The 18912-nt window shown below is 37.0% G+C and carries 13 protein-coding genes, 1 tRNA gene and 1 pseudogene; 12 read left to right on the forward strand and 3 right to left on the reverse strand.

The genetic code is table 11. From position 1 onward, the window contains the following. The first annotated feature begins 1772 nt into the window (after positions 1–1772). The 3 genes from MT391_RS12560 to MT391_RS12570 all read left to right on the forward strand — a co-directional run bounded on the left by MT391_RS12560 (position 1773) and on the right by MT391_RS12570 (position 4537). A complete protein-coding gene (locus MT391_RS12560; protein WP_499498337.1) occupies positions 1773–2072 on the forward strand; it encodes a DUF1330 domain-containing protein in 300 nt (99 codons plus the stop codon). Between the two features lie 853 nt (positions 2073–2925). Then, positions 2926–3669: a PEP-CTERM sorting domain-containing protein gene (locus MT391_RS12565; RefSeq protein ID WP_166372442.1), complete on the forward strand. Its 744-nt coding sequence runs from the start codon at positions 2926–2928 to the stop codon at positions 3667–3669. Between the two features lie 673 nt (positions 3670–4342). Next, entirely contained in the window at positions 4343–4537 is a 195-nt protein-coding gene (locus MT391_RS12570) for a hypothetical protein (protein ID WP_166372443.1), read from the forward strand. 275 nt (positions 4538–4812) lie between these two features. On the opposite strand, the gene MT391_RS12575 is transcribed toward MT391_RS12570, so the two are convergent. Beyond that, positions 4813–5595 carry an HAD family hydrolase gene (locus tag MT391_RS12575; RefSeq protein ID WP_166372444.1) on the reverse strand — a complete coding sequence of 261 codons (783 nt, stop codon included), beginning with the start codon at positions 5593–5595 and terminating at the stop codon, positions 4813–4815. Positions 5596–6038: 443 nt separating this feature from the next. Between MT391_RS12575 and MT391_RS12580 the strand changes: the two genes are divergently transcribed. Then, a tRNA-Ser gene (locus MT391_RS12580) sits at positions 6039–6129 on the forward strand. Positions 6130–6387: 258 nt separating this feature from the next. Here the strand turns inward: MT391_RS12580 and MT391_RS12585 are convergent. Continuing rightward, a pseudogene (locus tag MT391_RS12585) lies at positions 6388–6608 on the reverse strand (NAD(P)H-dependent oxidoreductase); the annotation flags it as partial. A 228-nt stretch (positions 6609–6836) separates the two neighbouring features. Here MT391_RS12585 and MT391_RS12590 point away from each other — a divergent pair. Next, positions 6837–9008, forward strand: coding sequence for an ankyrin repeat domain-containing protein (locus tag MT391_RS12590; RefSeq protein WP_499498339.1), 2172 nt, complete (start codon positions 6837–6839; stop codon positions 9006–9008). 184 nt (positions 9009–9192) lie between these two features. On the opposite strand, the gene MT391_RS12595 is transcribed toward MT391_RS12590, so the two are convergent. Continuing rightward, positions 9193–10074 (reverse strand): LysR family transcriptional regulator, encoded by an 882-nt coding sequence (locus MT391_RS12595; protein WP_499498341.1) that lies wholly within the window; start codon positions 10072–10074, stop codon positions 9193–9195. A 208-nt stretch (positions 10075–10282) separates the two neighbouring features. On the opposite strand from MT391_RS12595, the gene MT391_RS12600 reads away from it, so the two are divergent. The 7 genes from MT391_RS12600 to MT391_RS12630 all read left to right on the forward strand — a co-directional run bounded on the left by MT391_RS12600 (position 10283) and on the right by MT391_RS12630 (position 18861). Then, entirely contained in the window at positions 10283–10693 is a 411-nt protein-coding gene (locus MT391_RS12600) for a RidA family protein (RefSeq protein WP_166372447.1), read from the forward strand. 136 nt (positions 10694–10829) lie between these two features. Further along, positions 10830–12293 carry an aldehyde dehydrogenase family protein gene (locus tag MT391_RS12605; RefSeq protein ID WP_499498342.1) on the forward strand — a complete coding sequence of 488 codons (1464 nt, stop codon included), beginning with the start codon at positions 10830–10832 and terminating at the stop codon, positions 12291–12293. A gap of 74 nt (positions 12294–12367) precedes the next feature. Then, on the forward strand, positions 12368–13408 hold the full coding sequence (locus tag MT391_RS12610; protein ID WP_499498344.1) for a membrane dipeptidase: 1041 nt from the start codon (positions 12368–12370) through the stop codon (positions 13406–13408). 358 nt (positions 13409–13766) lie between these two features. Then, a complete protein-coding gene (locus MT391_RS12615) occupies positions 13767–15359 on the forward strand; it encodes a BCCT family transporter (protein WP_499498404.1) in 1593 nt (530 codons plus the stop codon). 84 nt (positions 15360–15443) lie between these two features. Further along, positions 15444–17186: a hypothetical protein gene (locus MT391_RS12620; protein ID WP_499498346.1), complete on the forward strand. Its 1743-nt coding sequence runs from the start codon at positions 15444–15446 to the stop codon at positions 17184–17186. Next, positions 17183–17905: a DUF3726 domain-containing protein gene (locus MT391_RS12625; RefSeq protein WP_299664954.1), complete on the forward strand. Its 723-nt coding sequence runs from the start codon at positions 17183–17185 to the stop codon at positions 17903–17905. Before MT391_RS12620 ends, MT391_RS12625 begins: the two co-directional genes overlap by 4 nt. Positions 17906–18306: 401 nt before the next feature. Continuing rightward, a complete protein-coding gene (locus MT391_RS12630) occupies positions 18307–18861 on the forward strand; it encodes a sugar O-acetyltransferase (RefSeq protein WP_499498347.1) in 555 nt (184 codons plus the stop codon). Positions 18862–18912 lie beyond the last annotated feature (51 nt).

An 18912-nucleotide genomic window follows, 5' to 3' on the forward strand; every position in this document is an offset into this window, starting at 1 on the left:
CTGAGAATGAGAAATTCTACAGCCTCGTTGGTGAGTCAAGCTAAGCTTGATGCGACTTGCAGGGTGTAAGTCCCTGTCAGGTAAGGTTTAACCAACCACCTGTATCGAGTGTTGCGCCTTTGGCGGAGTCTGGGATTCGTGTATCACTTATCTGCGATTTATCGCTCCAGATGAACAAGAAAGGTGAAGCGTACACAGAGAATCATATAGGCCATAGGGGGGACGTGTCCCTGAAGTGCTGGTATCGCTCCGATAAATATTAGATCTGACTGACGAGGTTTGCAACGCCATCGAAGTCCAAGCAAAGCAATCGCAGTGGTGAGATTGTGGCGAGTCAGCGGAGTTTTCAAGCCGTGGCATGTATGTAGAGATGCATTGAGAACTTGAGAGATCCAAAGGTATTCCACAAGGAAGGTGGTAGGGAAGTTGAGTGAAAAGCAAGGCAAACGAAGATCTTTTGGAAGTCAGATCAGCCCATAGTAGTCTGAGCAGGGGAAAGCCTTGTACATGGCGAAGGAGCTGACAGTTACCGTCGCTGACAGGGCGAAAACACTGTTGATAACAATAAAGCTGACTGGATGAGCGTAGACGACCTATCTCACGAAACTCGAAATAATGAGAGCAAGTCTTGCGTTTTGCTTTTAAATTCTTCTCCAAGCATCATTTGAGATACATGCACCTTATTATCATTGTATTTCTCATTATGTTCGACGTGCTTATTTGTGCTGTGGAGATAAATAAACGGGTCAATCATTTAAACAGTGCCGCCAATAAGTGCCAGACCCCATAATATCTTTCACTCAATGTTTGATTTAAATATATCTACTCACAGCACTCCTGTGACTGCATATTTTTGCTGTGAATCGAAATTTTATATTTATACATATGATTAAGGTTTTATTATGGTTGTTAACTTCTTGATTAGTTAATCAAAATTGCTATGGTGACATCAAATTAAAATAGATTAGATTGCTTTATCTATTCATTGTAAACATGGATTTTTCTGCCTAATAATCTGTTTTCTGTTCGAGTTAATATGGGGTATTGCTAGTGAAGGTCTTTACAATTTCATTTGTTTTTTCAGTTATGACGTTATTTTTATTGATGGTTTTGGATGGTGAACTATCAAACTTATATTGTGTTTGGCCTCTTAAAATCATTGAAGCGACAGGTGTATTGGGCAACAACGCTCCAGCTTTTTATTATGATTGGTATGAGTTCTCAATGGCATTCTCTTTGCTCTTACAAAGTGCTTTCATATATGCGATCACATCAAGGCTCATGCGCAAAAAGAATATGTAAACGGAACTTAGCATTAACCTTTTTTTCGAATATTTTGCAGAGAGTAGCGGGGTAGGTTGGTTTTGCTTCGTTACTGGTTTTACTTATTATTTTGCTCCCTATTTTACTGCCGACCTTTGGCTTTAAAAAGTTTATGGCTGTCTAATTCTCGACTTTCTAATGCTCGATTTCTAATTCTCGATTTCTAATTCACAATTTAATATGAGGTTCGCATTTGCTGAACGTGGATATATTTAGAAAATTAGATTTTAAATTGTGGAACTATTTTTCCATAATGATTGGAGAGTTAAATCATTTTCTTTTCTAAGATAATATTTATCATATGCAGATTGACGTAATAGTCCCAAGTTCGCAGGTTAATACCTTATCTATAAGGTCAAATAGCGATAAGGTCAAACTTTTACGGTTCCAGCCTTCATAATGTAATTAGAAGGTTTATCTAAATTTTCAATATATCAAGGAATTGAAACATGACAGCTTATTTTGTTATTACTTACGATATCGCAGACTCTGTACAATATGCGCAATATAATCCTGGTTCAAACCATATAACCGGGAGTACTGTCGCTAAACATGGCGGTGAGATTATTGTTGCAAGTAATGATGCGCTTAGATTGCATGGAGCTGAGACTGCAATGAAAGTAATTATACAGTTCCCAAGTCGTGAAGCAGCGCTAGCATGGGACACCGACGCTGATTATGCGAAGGCAAAAGCGATACGTTTAGCTTCAACAAAAAATATAAATGCGTTTATTGTTGATAAGCTTTAATTATTAAAAATGATTAATAATTACAGAAAAACACAACAAAATATTATGTGTTAATAGAAATTAGCGGCTAATTGCCGACCTCCTTTCATTTTCATGTAATCACGATAGTCCTAAGCGTTACTTGATGATGCAATTTATTGTCATTGTGTTTTTCACTTTTGTGTTCGCCGTACTTATGTGTGTTGTAAAGATAAATATATAGGCCGATCATTTGAGCATCCTATTTAATGGACGGTTGAGTGCATTCATCAACTCGCGCCTATATTCAGCATTAATATTAGTGCATACGCGACCATGGCGAACCATTATCACTCGCGAGTAGTTTTGGTAAGTACTACCAAGATGCAGGGGGCGTTAAAATAATTATCATGTTTTGAGTATACTGGTAAGTGTTGTAACGCCAGTAAAAATAAGTTTCGATGAAATATGCACTAGTTCCTTGAGCATTATCTATCTAAACATTGGTTGTCCTAAATACTTAGTGATAACTAAAACTTCTTTTCAGTTAAAATTCACGATGTATTACCTTAAGCAGTACTTTTATATATCCAAACGATAATTTACTCTATTTCCTGATTTACATTTCAATCGGTGCTCTATTTTACTTTCGATTTCTTTAAATTTATTGCTGTCCAAAAGTGCTTTTTATAATGATTAGATTAGAAAAAGTTACAGTGCCTAAGATGGATGTTATGGCAATAGAGTGTCGAATTATTTTACATTTTGTTTTTTTTATCTTTTTTATTTCACTTAAGTACTTGATAGTAATGTGTTGATTGTTTTGGCTTGATATTTGCTAGTTTCCTCGTTCTTAGGTCTTAAATGACCTCTAAAAATAAAAAAAGGATGTTTTATGAAATTAATTAATGTGATTGCATCAGGGCTAATGTTTTCTGCTAGTGTTGCTTATGCTGGTGCTATAGATCTCAATACTTGGAATCAATCAGGTAATAGTTCAAATGGAAATTGGAATGTTGCTGCTGACGGTACTTCTGTTTTACAAACTATTAACGGTAATCCTACTTTCTTTATAAGTAATGATTCTTTTATCAATAATCAATTTACAGGGACATTTGGCGTTGAAACGACATCTGACGATGACTTTATAGGGTTTGTTTTTGGTTATAACGGTCTAGATGACTTTTACCTTTTTGATTGGAAACAAAGTGAACAAAATTATTTAGGTAACACTGGTTCAGAAGGATTCACCTTATCAAAAATATCAGCTGGTGCGGATGTGAATTCTTTAAATGCTTTATGGGGTCATACTGGTAATGGTATCGACGTTCTTGATACTGATTATGGCAATGATCGCGGTTGGATTGATAATACAACGTATGACTTTACTTTAAACTATACTGATACCTCGATAGATATTTTTATTAATGGCGGCACATTTAGTGATGAAAATATATTCAGTCTTGCAGGTTTAAATAATGATTCTGGGAACTTTGGTTTCTTTAACTCATCTCAATCTCAAGTCAGATATACAGGATTTAAAGAAGAAGCAACATCGGTTCCTGAATCATCTACTCTAACTATCTTTGCATTAGCTATCGCAGGGCTATTTTGGCGTCGTAAAATCACCAATAAATAACTATCGTAGTAAATGGCGGCTCATAGAATAGAGCCTGATCATAAAAAATGAGCAGTTGATGACCTATCGTAATCCTCAGCTCATTTTACATTAACGCCATCACTGATCTAGGATCCCCAAGCTCCTTTTTAATTAGCTGTTTTTTCTCTAATTCACGAAATATTTGATTTGTAATCACAGATGAAACGACTAATAAATTGATATATTCACTTTTAAGGAAGATTCCTATTAAGTCGAGTGTAATGAAATATAAACGCGAGATATTAAAAAGCTTATGGCAGCTAAAAATTATTTGCTTACATTAGTCATACAAAGTTAGGTGCTCCATTGGCGGTGAATATTTAGTTGAGGTGCTCAAAGAATGGATCGTATTCGCTTAATGTATCAATAATTTTAGTCTATCTGGATATTGTATTTCTTTTAGATACAATGGCTTAATTGGTTTGTCGGACTCATTAACTTTAAGTAAGCGTTACAATTGATGCAACGTTAGCCATATGAATTTTTGTTGATTCTGTCAATCGATGACTTTTTATTTTGCTGTAAAAGAGCACTGAACATTAAAAATATAAAAACTGCCGTATTATTAATATTGCGCTTTACGCGATTTTAAAGGACACTATCACAAAGCCCTTACAGGCACTATTTTAATAAGATAAGGAACCAACTATATATGTCGGGTTTAAACAACCAAGATAGCAATCCAAACAGTGATAAAAATCAACTTAAAGCATTGCTAGAACAGCCTATTGAAGATTTACCTCTCATTTCACTTTACCGTATTAGATACCTAGCGACTGAATTGTCTATGGAATCTGTGGTTACCCATGCTCAACAGATCATTGATAAACGTAAAAATGCGATGTAATTAGTTTTTATTGACTGAATTAAGACCACTAATAATTAGCCGGCATTAATCTCAATCAATAATCATAATCAACCTACCTTTTAGTGAAATAGTTTTATAAACTCAGAGGTAGTTTGTTATGACGCAGTCTAGGTATTTCAATCTAGCTGCATATAAATCGTATTATCATTGAAAAATAATGGGAGCACATGAATTATTGTGACCCCATTAATCATCTATTTCTAAACTCACATAGCTCTTAACTAGGCTATCTCTAAGCTATATAGTTTTATTATTTAATAAACGTCTTCAATTAATTCTGCAACACTGTTATATGACTTTACAGAGGCTGCTTTCACATCATCTCTTGCATTATTTACCGTATAACCCTTGTATCTTTCTATCATCGGAATGTCGTTTAAATCATCCCCTATAACAGATACAAACTGCTCATCTATACCTGCATGCTCTATGAGAACAGCAACTCCGGTGGCTTTACTGATACCTTTAGGTACTATGTTTATGTAATTTAAATTAAGAAAAACTTCTACTTGGTTTTCATATTTGAGTAGGATTTCTTTTTTGAGTTGTTCTGCTTGTTCAAAATTATCATTTAAACAACCAATTAATAACACATCGTCATCTAGTGCAGCTTGCATAGTTTTTGTATATATTGTTGAATTTCTATCGAATATTTCTTTGGACACTGCGTTGGTGAGGCTGGCACTTTTATGCGTCATATTGAAACCATCAAAGCCATTGGAGATGTTAATTTCATCGCCCATTTTTTCTCTTAACATCGCCACTAAATCTCTGGCTAATGTATTTTCTAAAGGTTGCTTAAACAATACATTGTTGTCTATATCAACAACAAATGAGCCATTCAGAGAAACAATGTAGTCATACTCTATATTTCTCATTCTTTTTTCGTTGAGCATACTCGCAACATCTCGACCTGTACTAATAGCAAAAATATTGCCTTTATTTCGCCACTTAGCTACCGCATTCATGTTGGTTTCTAAATCTTGTTGATCGTGTCGATGGAAGGTTTTATCGTAATCTGAAGCCACTAATTTCATGGAATTTAACCCTTTTTTATTTTATAAGTTGATCATGACATATACCTATATTACTTCATAATGCTTTGTCAGGCACGCGCTCAGATATCAGAACAATATGTGGTAATGATTTCCCTTTGTGATTATTGCAACACTGAATCGGTATTTACGTAGGTGCCTCGTAGAACAAATAAAATAACCATAAAAGAATGGGACCTTTTAATCATTTTAGCGATAGAAGCACCAGAAGTTAATCTTTCTAAAGTTAAATTGTATGCCTACCATTTGTCACTAATTTTCCTTGTTGGCTTCGCACTTTGAAGTCTCATGGGTATATACCCATGAGTAATCAATATGCTTTGTTTAATCTTTACTCATTTTTTTAAAAAAAATTAAAATTTGTCGATATTTATAAAAAGTACTTGGTTTTTGTCTCAATTTCTATACTATACGCCTCGTTCTGCGGAGGGGTGGCAGAGCGGCTGAATGCACTGGTCTTGAAAACCAGCGAGGGTTAATAGCTCTCCGAGAGTTCAAATCTCTCCTCCTCCGCCACATTGAGAAGCCTTTTTCGTTTCTGCTTATAGCAATACCATCCAATACCACTCAATAGCTGATTATTTTATTACTTAAAACATATCAATTCTGCTTTAAAAATCATGAAAATAGTCTATTTGAATGAATGCATAATGAAGCCTCTTTTACTCCTCCTCACATTGATTTAGCGAATTCAAAATTAAGTCGTTTTATGGTGGTATTTACATTTTTATTGGGCTATTTCTAGAATACTCAATTTTGAGTTTAGCTGGTTATAAATCCATTTTTGTCTGTATTCCAATCTGCAAAAGCGTAAGCACCCATGACGTTACCGTACATTTTTGCAGGTAAGTGACCTGAGCTAACTTCTGCATCTACTCGCTTAGGGAGTTTGTCTTTTGTAAATTTAGGATCTTAAGCAAATAAAATTGTATGAGATGCTTTTTTGTATGTGGCAGCTTAAACCGATGTTCGTTAGCAAATATGTTATGCAAACGTTATTTGCATATCTTCAGCTGAGGTACGTTTTGTTTAATCATGTTTTTAGCGGTGTAACTAATGTTTAAGTCTTTAATGATTTATTGAGGCATATTGAGGCATATTGAGGGATAGTATTTTATTGTTTTATCATCTCAGCCTAGCCAATCAGTAATGTCATGGAACTGGTATTATTAATGCGTATTGTTATTATATTGTTATCAATCTAATTTACCAAGGATGGCATCATGATAAAAAAACAGATCATAAAATATACAACGACATTGGTTATGGCATTCAGTGTATTGAGCTGTGCGACTAATCCTTCATCTTCTACAAGCAACGAACATGCTAGGGAAGTATTGCACGAAGTAAGTAAGAGCGATGTCAGTACTAGTCGCTATCCTCAGAGGGATCAAAAAGTCGGCTTTTTTGTTAGTGAAAATAAATTTAATCAACTTCATTCACAAACCATTAATCATTGGCCAAGTGATATTTATGCTGAAGATAATGAAGAAGGGAAAGTTTATTTAAATAGAAACACAGATAATACTTACAGTATTGGTTTCATTACTTGGAAAACAATACCTTTAACTGCTGAATATGTATTGTTAGTGAGCCAGAATAAGGATTTAATCAATAATTTACATTATGCAAAAATAATACGCTTTAACGACAACGGTTTTGAGCAGTTCGTTATCGAACCGGAGATCTGGTATATATTATCAAAAACTAAACAGTTAAATTGGCGGGTCCAAGAGGATCTGTCGCTTGAAGGAGAGGGCGAAAAGGAGATTAACTTTCTATTTGAAGATAGTTTTGAGGGCCTCAAAAAACAATTAACAAGTTATTTAAATGAAGGACATAAATTAGTAGGATTCAATATTCTGCAGCTTTTATCGCAAGCAAAAAGTGATCGTTATAAAACCTATCTTTCTTACTTTCAGCCTGCTTATCATGCCAATGAACTGTTTCTATTAGCGCATCAAGGTCAAGGCATGACACATACACAAATCAATAATGTCATTCATGGTCAAATATTGCCTGCATTCTCAGCCTTTTATAATCGTTACAGTACAAATCAAGAATTTAGCGATGAGTTGTATTTCCAAGAGACTTTAAATATTTACGATAGCCTACAAAAAGGAGGAGATCGAGTTTTTCTAGAGTTGCAAAATAAAGTGTTAAGAAATGCAATTACCCAACAAATAGTTGAACAACAAGACTACACGGTATTAAGCGATGATTATTCAGAACTCGTAACAGCAGTTAATGCTAAAGATATGAAGCGTATAAAAAAAGTGTTGCAGGAAACGGCAGATATTAATGAACACTATAAAAACTGGTCAGCGGCACACCAAGCGGCACAAGATGGGTCTTTAGAAATATTACGTTTATTGGTTGATAACGGTGCTGATATTAAAGTACGAACGGAGACTAAAACGCCATTATTAAGTTCGGTATCTGAAAATAGAAAAAATAAAGCAGGAAATTATATCAACATTGCCAACTATTTGATCGGAGAGGGGGCTGATGTTAATGCACGTATAGCAACCAATTTATTGTCGCCATTAATTTATGCGGCTAAAAATAATCAAACAGAGATGGTTAGCTTGTTATTAGAAAATGACGCTGAACTATGGGCAGAAGATTATGCGGGAAGTAGCGCATGGGAATGGGCCTCGCATAAAAACAATAAAGAAGTGATTGAGATATTTGAAAGGTTTAATGCAAAAGGAGGTTTTGCTGCTTATGATGCGATTGAAGCCGGTAACCTAACGCAGTTTAAGCGTGAAGTGAATCGAATGAACAATATTTATCAACTCAGCCCTAACGATGATAGCTCATCGTTATTATCTAAGGCGGCAGCAGCAGGCGAGTTAGGCATGGTAAAATATTTAATCGGTGAAGGCTTCAATATTAATTTTGATGCCAACCTGGGAGTTACTGGTGCTTACCTTGCTGCTAAATATAATCAATTAGAAGTCTTAACTTTTTTAGCAGAGCGAGGTGCAGACTTACAAAAACAATCTTATTACGCACCGATTCATACTGCCGCTTTTCGTGGGCATATGAATATTGTGAAATTTTTGCTTAAACAGAAATATGTGGATCCTTTAATAGAATCAAATTCAACTAAATCCACGGCTTTACATTTAGCAATAGAAGGCAATCACGCAGATATGGTTGAGCTATTGTTACAACAGCCAGCTTATTATAATGCCCAGGCCATTAATGGAAATGAAACTGGTGATAGCCCATTACTATTTTTATTTAAAAATAAGCACGATAACCGTCGTATATTTGAAATGTTAATGGAGCAACCATGGACGAATATAAAGCAAAAAAATAATGAAGGAAAAACTGCTTATGATTATGCCAAGGAAGCCGGTTTTTATGAGTATTTAAATGAGTTGTAATTTCACATCTCGTTTTAGTGCATAACGGTGACTTGAAGGCACTTTTTATGGGTGCCTTTCAAGTGAATAAGCGTGTTATTAAATGTTAAATAACAGCACCTTCAATATTTAATCCGCCAACTATTAAACTCACATGCCCCTTCAAATAGCCCTCAATTATTTTAAATGAGGTCACATTCATAACTTACTTTGAATTAGTAAGATACTGAATACACAGATCATGAAACGCTAGCGCTTGAGGGTACATTATTTTATCAATTAAACGGAAAATGCCAATTTGTCGTTCAATGAGTGGATTAATCAGCGGGATCCAAGTTAAGTGTGTGGAATGTGTTGGAAAAGCTAATTTAGGTAATGTTGTTACGCCTATGCCCAGTTCTAATACCGAAAATAAAGAGGTGATATTTTCGACGGAACAAATCGCTTTTTCACTGAGTAGTCGTGCGGGAGTTGGGTCAAGTAAGACACAGGTCCCATTTCGAATGAAAGGTTGATCTAACAATGTTTGCCATTCTATACCTTTAGTCTGGGCTGCTAATGGATTATCTTTTAGGCATACCACCCCAATTGGATCAGAAATTAAAGGGGTAAATGCAATCTTTTGCTCGTCAATATAAGAACAATTACCTAATGCTAAATCAACCTCTCCAGAGAGCAAACGTGCCTCTACACCTGCCGCATTATCATCAATTAAACTGACCTCTACGTTAGGATATTTTTCATAAAACTCACCTAGCACACTCGGAATCAATTTGGCGGCCACGGAGGGGACACTGGCAATTCTAACTTTGCCTTTTTTCCCCGCTGCTGTAGCCTTTAAATCATATTCTAACGTATTGTAAACATTAATAAATTGTTTGATTCTTGGTAAGCATATTTCTCCATAAGGAGTTAATGTTGATTTGTTACCTGCTTCAAAAAGAGACTGCCCTAGAATACGCTCCAGCTCCTTTATTGACGTTGAAAGTGCAGCTTGTGATCGATTTGCAAGTTCCGCTGCAGCGCGAAATCCTCCTGACTCGACGACTAAAATAAAATGTTTTAATTGTTGGATTTTAAAGCTCATGGTTTATTCCTGATCGCACATATTCAAGATTTGCTGCTTTTTATTTATCAACAGCAATTTATCGCGGACAACAGCATTACAAACTGTCTGTTACATTGCATTAACTTTTAAAGTGATAAGTTTTATTTATCACTTTGATAAAATTTACCGTTATATTTATCAATAGTCAAAGGTTAGTATATTTTCACTTTATAAGGAGAGCCAAAAAATGAATCAAAGCGTAACAGTTAAGAACAACAAATATGCAGTTAAAACAGCGCTTTTTGCGTCAAAAGCTCCACTTGAGTGGGCTATTGTCAATAATGGCACTTTATATACCGCACAAATACCTATTGATCAAAGTGGTGTTGTTGTACCCGGTGGGATCGAAGCACAAACACGTCAAACGCTTGAAAACCTAGCACATACCTTAGAGTCGGCAGGAGAATCTTTAGATTCAGTGGTTCAGGTGTTAATTTACGTCACCGATCGAGCATACCTAAAAACAGTTAATGATATTTATGCCGAGTATTTTAAGGCTCCTTATCCAAACCGTGCAGCAGTGGTCGTTGCAGGGCTCGCGAGAGAAGAGATGCTAGTTGAATTAGTCGTCTATGCATCGGTTCAATCTGAACAGTAACTATTTATTAGTAAATGTTTATTAGCAGTTATCTATTAGTAAATGTTTATTAAAAATTATCTATTAAAGAATACAGCGCTAGTTTGTTAATAAATGTAAAAAACATCATCGCTAACGAATACAAAAGGAAATAAACATGACAGCTCAAGCACAAAATATTCAAGCAGAAAAGTCTCTTTATATTGCTGGAGAATGGCAAGCGGGTGTAAGCACAGTTGCTAATATTAACCCATCTGACATTAGTCAAACACTAGGTCATTTTGCTCAAGCAAGTTCAGCACAGGTAGCCCAAGCGATTGCTGCAGCAAAACAAGCGCAACCAGAATGGGAAAAAACACCTCTTGAGCGTAAACAGTCAGTATTACAAGCGATTGGTGATGAACTGATTGCGCGTTGTGATGAGCTAGGGCGTTTATTATCTAGTGAAGAAGGTAAGCCTTTTTTAGAGGGAAGAGGTGAGATTTACCGTGCAGGTCAATTTTTCCAATATTTTGCCGCTGAAGTATTACGTCAAATTGGTGATAACGCAGATTCAGTGAGACCAGGTGTTTCTGTTGATGTCACGCGTGAAGCAGTGGGCGTGATTGCGATTATCTCTCCTTGGAATTTTCCAACAGCTACTGCCGCTTGGAAAATAGCACCTGCACTTGCGTTTGGTAATAGTGTGATTTGGAAACCTGCGAATTTAACACCTGCTAGTGCTGTTGCATTAACTGAAATTATTTCTCGCCAAGGTTTACCGGCAGGCACCTTTAACCTTGTTTTAGGTAGTGGTTCTGAAGTTGGTGATGCCTTGATTCACAGTAAAGAGATTAATGGCGTGAGCTTTACCGGTTCAGTGGATACTGGTCGTAAAGTAGCCGCGGCAACGGCGCCAAACTTCATTCGCAGTCAATTAGAGATGGGCAGTAAAAATGCACTATTAATTGCAGATGATGCAGATATTCAAATTGCTGTTGAAGCAACTATCGCCGGCTCATTTTCAGGTTCAGGTCAAAAATGTACGGCATCATCACGTTTAGTGGTTATGGATAAAGTACACGATGTTTATGTGGAAGCATTAATCAAACGTATGAGTGAACTAACCGTCGGCCATGCATTAAAAGAAGGCGTTTTCATGGGACCAGTAGTTGATTCAAAACAACTTGAGTCAAACTTTGCATGGCTTAACAAAGCAACCACTAGCGGTGCTGAAGTAGGGTTCGGTGGTGAGCGACTAAATCTTGAACATGAAGGTTATTACATGTCTCCGACTTTATTGTTAGATACAAAAAATAGCTGGGAAGTTAATCAAGAAGAAGTGTTTGCTCCAATGGCGAGTGTGATCCGTGTTGCCGATTTAGAAGAAGGTATTGCAACGGTTAATGACACTCGTTTTGGTCTGACAGGCGGCATCATCACTCAGAGTTTACGTAACAGTGCAATGTTCAAAGAACAAGCTCAAACAGGTTGTGTAATGGTTAACCTGGCAACGGCTGGAACAGATTATCACGTACCATTTGGCGGACGTAAAGAGTCTAGTTTTGGTCCAAGAGAGCAAGGTCAATATGCGAAAGAGTTCTACACCGTGGTTAAAACAACTTATCAACGTCCTTATTAAGGTCAGTTAGATATAGGTGAATAACGGGTTAGTGCTCAGTTCAAATTAACAAAGAGTGAAAGTAAGGAAATATTATGTATCAAAAACAAATTGTGATTGATGGATTGCAGTATTGCAATTGGAGCAGAGAGTATTTTCAAACGCTTCAAGCAAGTGGTATCACAGCGGTACACGCTACTTTGGTTTATCACGAAAATGCACGCGAAACCTTAAGTCGTTTTGCTGAGTGGAATTTACGGTTTGAGCAAAATGCAGATTTAATTATGCCGATCCACTCTTTGGCAGACATTAAAACTGCCAAGGCTCAGGGCAAGGTCGGTATCTTCTTTGGCGCGCAAAACTGTTCCTCTATTGATGATGAGATAGGTTTGATTGAAGTAATGCGCCAACAAGGTTTGCTGATTATGCAGTTGACTTATAACAACCAAAGCTTATTGGCGACGGGATGTTATGAGAAGAACGATACAGGCATCACGCGCTTTGGTAAACAGGCGATAGAAGAGATGAATCGCGTTGGAATGATTATTGATATGTCACACAGTGCCGAGCGTTCTACGTTGGAAGCGATTGAACTATCTTCTCGTCCAATTTGCATTAGTCATGCAAACCCTAGTTTTGCTTACGATGCTTTACGTAACAAGTCAGATACCGTGATTAAAGCATTAGCTGAAAATGGTGGTTTATTAGGTTTTAGTTTGTATCCCTTCCATTTACCAAATGGCAGCCAATGTACATTGCAACAATTTTGCCAAATGGTCGCCAAAACAGCGGATATGGTCGGGGTTGAACACTTAAGCATCGGCAGTGATTTATGTCTAAATCAACCACAAAGTGTATTGCAATGGATGCGTAATGGACGTTGGTCAAAAGACATGGATTACGGTGAAGGTTCTGCTGGTAATGCCGGGTGGCCTGATTCGTTACCTTGGTTCTGCGGTAGTGCTGGTATGGAAAATATTTATAACGGATTAATAAGTCATGGGTTCAAGGAATCTGAGGCTGGGTTAATACTTGGTGGTAATTGGTGCAACTTCTTAGAAAAAGGACTTACACCAATCTCACAACAAAGTACCCCACACATGGAGTCATCTTCTCAATATAAAATTATTGCTTAGGTGGTAAATAAAGTATGTATCAATGGTGATGAGCAATTGGGCATCTGGTGTATTTCAAAAGTGCCCCCTGAAGATAGTGACCAATTGTGTTTCTCCTTTGATGCATGCAGTGAAAGCAAATTTACAAATTAACTGTCCATACGCTTGTAAAAGCGATTTGAGTGAAGCTATTTATCGTAACTAATTAATAATTTTAACTCTCTATTCTAGATTTAGAACAAAGATTTAGAACAATTAGTGACTTTAATCGATAGTTTTGTTTTGTGCACAAATAGACGGCTTAATTAATAAATTAGCAAGACAAACTTTTTAGGAGTCAGATATGACTGATTTAACTAATAATATGAAAGTTACAGGTATCGATAATTCGCTTGTTGCAAGTAATAAATTAGCTGATGGAAAGCAACAATTAGATGCAAGTTCGAACAAAGATAATAGCTCGACGGCTGCCAAGTTAGCGTTAGGTAATCCTACTTTTTGGTACAGTGGCGGTTTTATTTGTTTGTTTGTATTACTGGCTTTATACGATGGCGAACTGTTGGCCAGTGTAGTCAACACGGGGTTTTCATGGGCAGTTAATGTATTTGGTCCTTATTGGCAAGTGTTGTTGTTACTGACTTTTTTAATTGGTCTTGCTTTAGCCGCTGGTAGAACCGGTAAAGTTATTTTGGGTGGTATTGATAAACCTGAAATGGACGGTTTCCGTTGGATGGCAATTATCTTTTGTACTTTGTTGGCCGGTGGTGGTGTTTTTTGGGCGGCTGCAGAGCCAATTGCTCATTTTGTTAGTCCTCCTCCTATCTATGGGGCGTCAGAAGATGTGCAACAAATGGCGTTTAATGCATTATCACAATCATTTATGCACTGGGGATTCCTTGCTTGGGCTATCGTCGGAAGTTTAACGTCTATTGTTGTGATGCACCTGCATTACAATAAAGGCTTACCATTAAAACCACGTATTCTACTATATCCTGTACTTGGTGATCGAGCACTGAAAGGCCATACCGGTGCATTGATTGATGCGTGCTGTATTGTCGCCGTTGCTGCCGGCACTATTGGGCCTATTGGCTTCCTAGGCTTACAAGTTAGCTATGCTTTAAACGTATTGTTTGAGATCCCTGATGGTTTTACAACTCAGCTTGTAATTATCATGTTTGCCATTGTTTTATATACGTTATCTGCATTAAGTGGTCTTAACCGTGGAATGCAAATGTTAAGCCGTTATAACGTGATCTTAGCTTCTGCGTTAATGATTTATATTTTAATTTTTGGTCCAACCAATTTTATCATCAATGGTTATATTCAAGGTGTTGGTGGTCTAGTTAATAACTTTATTCCGATGGCAACATTCCGTGGTGATGAAGGTTGGTTAAGCTGGTGGACTGTATTCTTTTGGGGATGGTTCCTGGGTTATGGCCCGATGATGGCGATATTCATTGCCCGTATTTCTCGCGGCAGAAGTATTCGTCAGCTAGTGTGCACAATCAGTATCATAGCACCGTTGGTGACATGTTTTTGGTTCACCGTAGTGGGTGGTTCAGGGTTAGCATTTGAAATAGCAGAACCTGGTAGTGTGAGTAAAGCATTTGAGGGCTTTAACTTACCGGGCGCTTTATTAGCTGTAACGACTCAACTACCGTTTCCGATGCTGATCTCGATTCTATTTTTGATATTAACTACTATTTTCATTGTCACCACCGGCGACTCGATGACCTATACCATCAGTGTTGTGATCAGTGGCGAAACTGAACCAAATGCAATGATCCGTATATTTTGGGGAGCAATGATGGGCTTGACTGCATTGATCTTAATATCTATCGGGTCAGGGGGAATATCTGCACTGCAGTCCTTCATCATTATAACTGCTGTGCCAGTGTCGATTATCTTATTACCATCTTTGTGGAATGCACCTCAAATTGCGATGAAAATGGCAAAAGAACAGGGTTTCTAAAGGTCGTAATAAAGAATTTAAGCAAGAAGGGCGCTAAAATCGCGCCCAAATATAAACCATTAACACTGAAAGGTGGTGAGCAGTATGGAAGCACATCGTTTAACAAATAATGACGTCAATATGCGTCGTCCAGAAGTTGTTATGGCACCACAAAGATTGGGTGCTATGCATTCCAATAGAATAAGCTTTGTTCGTACTTTAATTCGTAAAATGGCACAACAGAAATGGCAAGTCACTAAGGATCTCTGGCAACTATCGCCACAGGGTTTTGGGCATGTTATTTATAAACTTAAGACACCTAATCATGTTTATCATCTAGTCGTTTTTTGTAATGAAATAGAAGATGATGAACGTAATGATCGTGTTATCGCTGAAAAATGGGACGTTACCTTTGCGCTTGTTTATGGAGACGTATCAGAACAGTTATTAGCTCAGTTGCAAGCCAATGTACCTTTACAAGAAGCTGGTAGAAATCCAACTAATGTACTGGTATTAGCAAGAGCAAATAAAAGTGTGCGTGTGTTTGAACATATTGTTTCTCATTTAGCTCAGGGTAAGCAACCGACCTCCGATGAACTGGTTGATGTGGGGTATATTCTTCGTACTACGGCTGTTTACGGTAATGGTAAATTTGGTATTGCTGATTTTAAAATATTAGAGAACAACCCTGATTTTAAACAATCCTTTAGTGCTCAAATGTGCGCGGTATATTTGTTACGTGAATTCAGTTTAGATTGGATTGATTACCTAGCAAAGCAGAAGGGTGGTGAAAGAGCGTCTTCTTTAAGTAATGACCTAAAACGTTATCTTGGTGTGGGTAATGCGACTGGTTTAGGCATGGCACCTTATTTAATTAATCATCCCTGTATTGTTGACCAATGGATGTCTAATCGTGAAGCGGCATTAACATTGGTACTAGACTGTCCTGCGGATTCTGAAAAGCATCAATCATTGCTATTTTTACTTAATAAAGCGGTGTGTCATTTACAACAAGTGAATACGCAGAATCAAAATCAAGATCAGTTAAATCATTGTTCAGTTAATGAGTTACAGAGTTTTAACGGTCAATTAAAAGATTTAATTTCTGCCAGTAACACTTGGCGTGACTTGCTGAATGCAACTGAAGACTTAAGTGTAGAAACACAAGAAATCTTAATCTCTTGTTTAATGGAAATTTATCCAGAATTAGTTGATAACTTTCAAGATCAAGTTAATACACATGAAAGTTTAAACCTAGCAAAGGGTAAAAAAGTTAACGATTTATTATTGCTGTTAAATGAGAAATATCGCTGGGCTATTGAGACTGATTTTAGCAAATCAGAAAATAATTATTGGTTTTGGTATCGCTCACAGGATAAGGAAGAACCACGTTTAGGTATTCGCGGTGAAGAGATAGGTGAGGAGCGAGAATTACCGCTAGACATTGGTCGTCAGGTATATCGTTTATATTATGCTTTATTAGCTTGCTCTCCAGAAATGTCCTTGGCTGAGTTTCTATTACAAAAGCCACAATATAGAGCCATTGCACGTCGAGTATGGACATTAGGTAATAAAGTAATGGGCGATATTCAGATGAATGTGCTGCATAAACAATCGTTACCGATGCATTTATTACGCTGTAAGTTATCTTTTTTTGGGGCGACTAAATTTGATCCCCGTTCAGATCGTTGGGTAAGAGTTAGCTTCTTTCAAGGTGCACCTTTGTTGAATGAAATTCATGATGGAGAGTGGTTATTCCCAGTGTTACCTCAGCAAGCAGTCGTTGATAAAAGTACAGATGCGGCAGTAGATAAATCAATAATTGCAGTACAGGAGAGCAGTAAATGATTGTTACACACAATGAATTAATTACAGTGACGAATAAAGCTTTCCTGGGTATGCGACGTGTGTGTGGTGAAGCCGATTTGATTGCAAATATGGTGGCTGATCTACAAATGGTGGGTTTGCATGGGGTAAAGCATTTTAATAATGCTACTCAGTTCATCTCTTTAGAGAGAGATGAACCCGTTGATATTAAGGTCACTGATGGGCATTTAATAGCCGATCTGCATGGCAGTAGTGTCGCTTGCCATTTACCGGTGATTATTGATTATGCACTTGAACAAATGATTGCTAATAAGCATTTAAAACTGTCGTTAAAAAACTGCCACAATCGCTGGTTAGCCTATAGTGAATTATTGATGTTGGCCGGTAAAGGTATTGCTTGTAAAGCACAATGGGATAATGGAAGTAGCCCTAAACACACCCTATATATTTTGAACAGAGGTTGTGTGTTACCTGAGTTATTTTTAGCAGAAACGCTGCAACGAGAGGTTAATGGGTTAAACGATATGACCATTGAACTATCGGTTAATGATTTTGATATCGCCAATTTATCCTCGGGTTATAGCAAGCATATAGATGCTAAAAACCTCAGTGGAGTTCAAGATATTGCTTGGAATAAAGGGGTTTTTGTTGAAGATCACGAGTGGGAGCTATTAAAAAACACCGCTACTGCGATACTTGTTGAGAACAGCGAGCAATCGATCAGAGGAGCGGGGGAATAACATTTTTCCCGTCCCTTTTTGATTGTAAAGGTACGGGAAACAAAGGTTATAAGATGTAAAAAGAAAAGCTGTATAGGCTCAATGTTTATCAGCTATTTAATTAACGTCACTTCTTAATATACTTTTACTTAAAACTGCAGAAAAAAACCGACCTAAAACATAAATAATGTATAACCATTATTATACTGATCGCTATAACCATCGCCTATTTGAAATTAAATGACTTATTAAATTCACGGTTAATGTAAGATTAAATAAATAGTTTATATTCAACATTCTGAGACATTGCACTTATTGTGATAATCTAGGACGTGAGTTTATTATACAAATCTAGGGAATGTATAAATAAGTTTCTGCATAAGTATTAGATAATACGTTTCGAACATAAGTTGGACATTAAAATGAATGAACTAGATAAAATGCTGGCGGGTGAAGTTTATGATCCTAGTGATCATAAATTGTCACAAATTCGTGCCAATGTGAGGGAGGTTACCGCTAAATATAATGCGACTAATCGAGACCAAAAAGCAGAAAGAGAAAAACTGCTGAAAGGGTTATTTGGACGTACGGGTAAAAACATTGCTATAGAGCCACATTTTAATTGTGATTATGGTCAAAACATCAAAGTGGGTGAAAATTTTTATGCTAATTTTGCCTGTGTGATATTGGATTGTGCGGAAGTTATTATTGGTGACAATTGCATGCTTGGACCACAAGTCGGTATTTATACTGCTTGTCATCCTATTGACCCTATCGAGCGAGTAAGTGGAATCGAGTTTGCTAAGCCAATAAGAATTGGTGATAACTGCTGGATAGGCGGACACGCGACAATAAATCCAGGTGTAACATTAGGTCATAATGTAGTGGTTGCTTCAGGAGCTGTAGTAACAAAGTCTTTTCCTGACAATGTTGTGATTGGCGGTAATCCCGCTAAAGTAATCAAAACAATACCGTGAGTTTTACCCATTAGCAAAACAAGGTGTCGCTGAGTTGACACCTGATCGTTA

It is taken from the genome of Vibrio sp. 1-Bac 57 (assembly GCF_037546855.1).
In the GTDB taxonomy this organism is placed as follows: domain Bacteria; phylum Pseudomonadota; class Gammaproteobacteria; order Enterobacterales; family Psychromonadaceae; genus Psychromonas.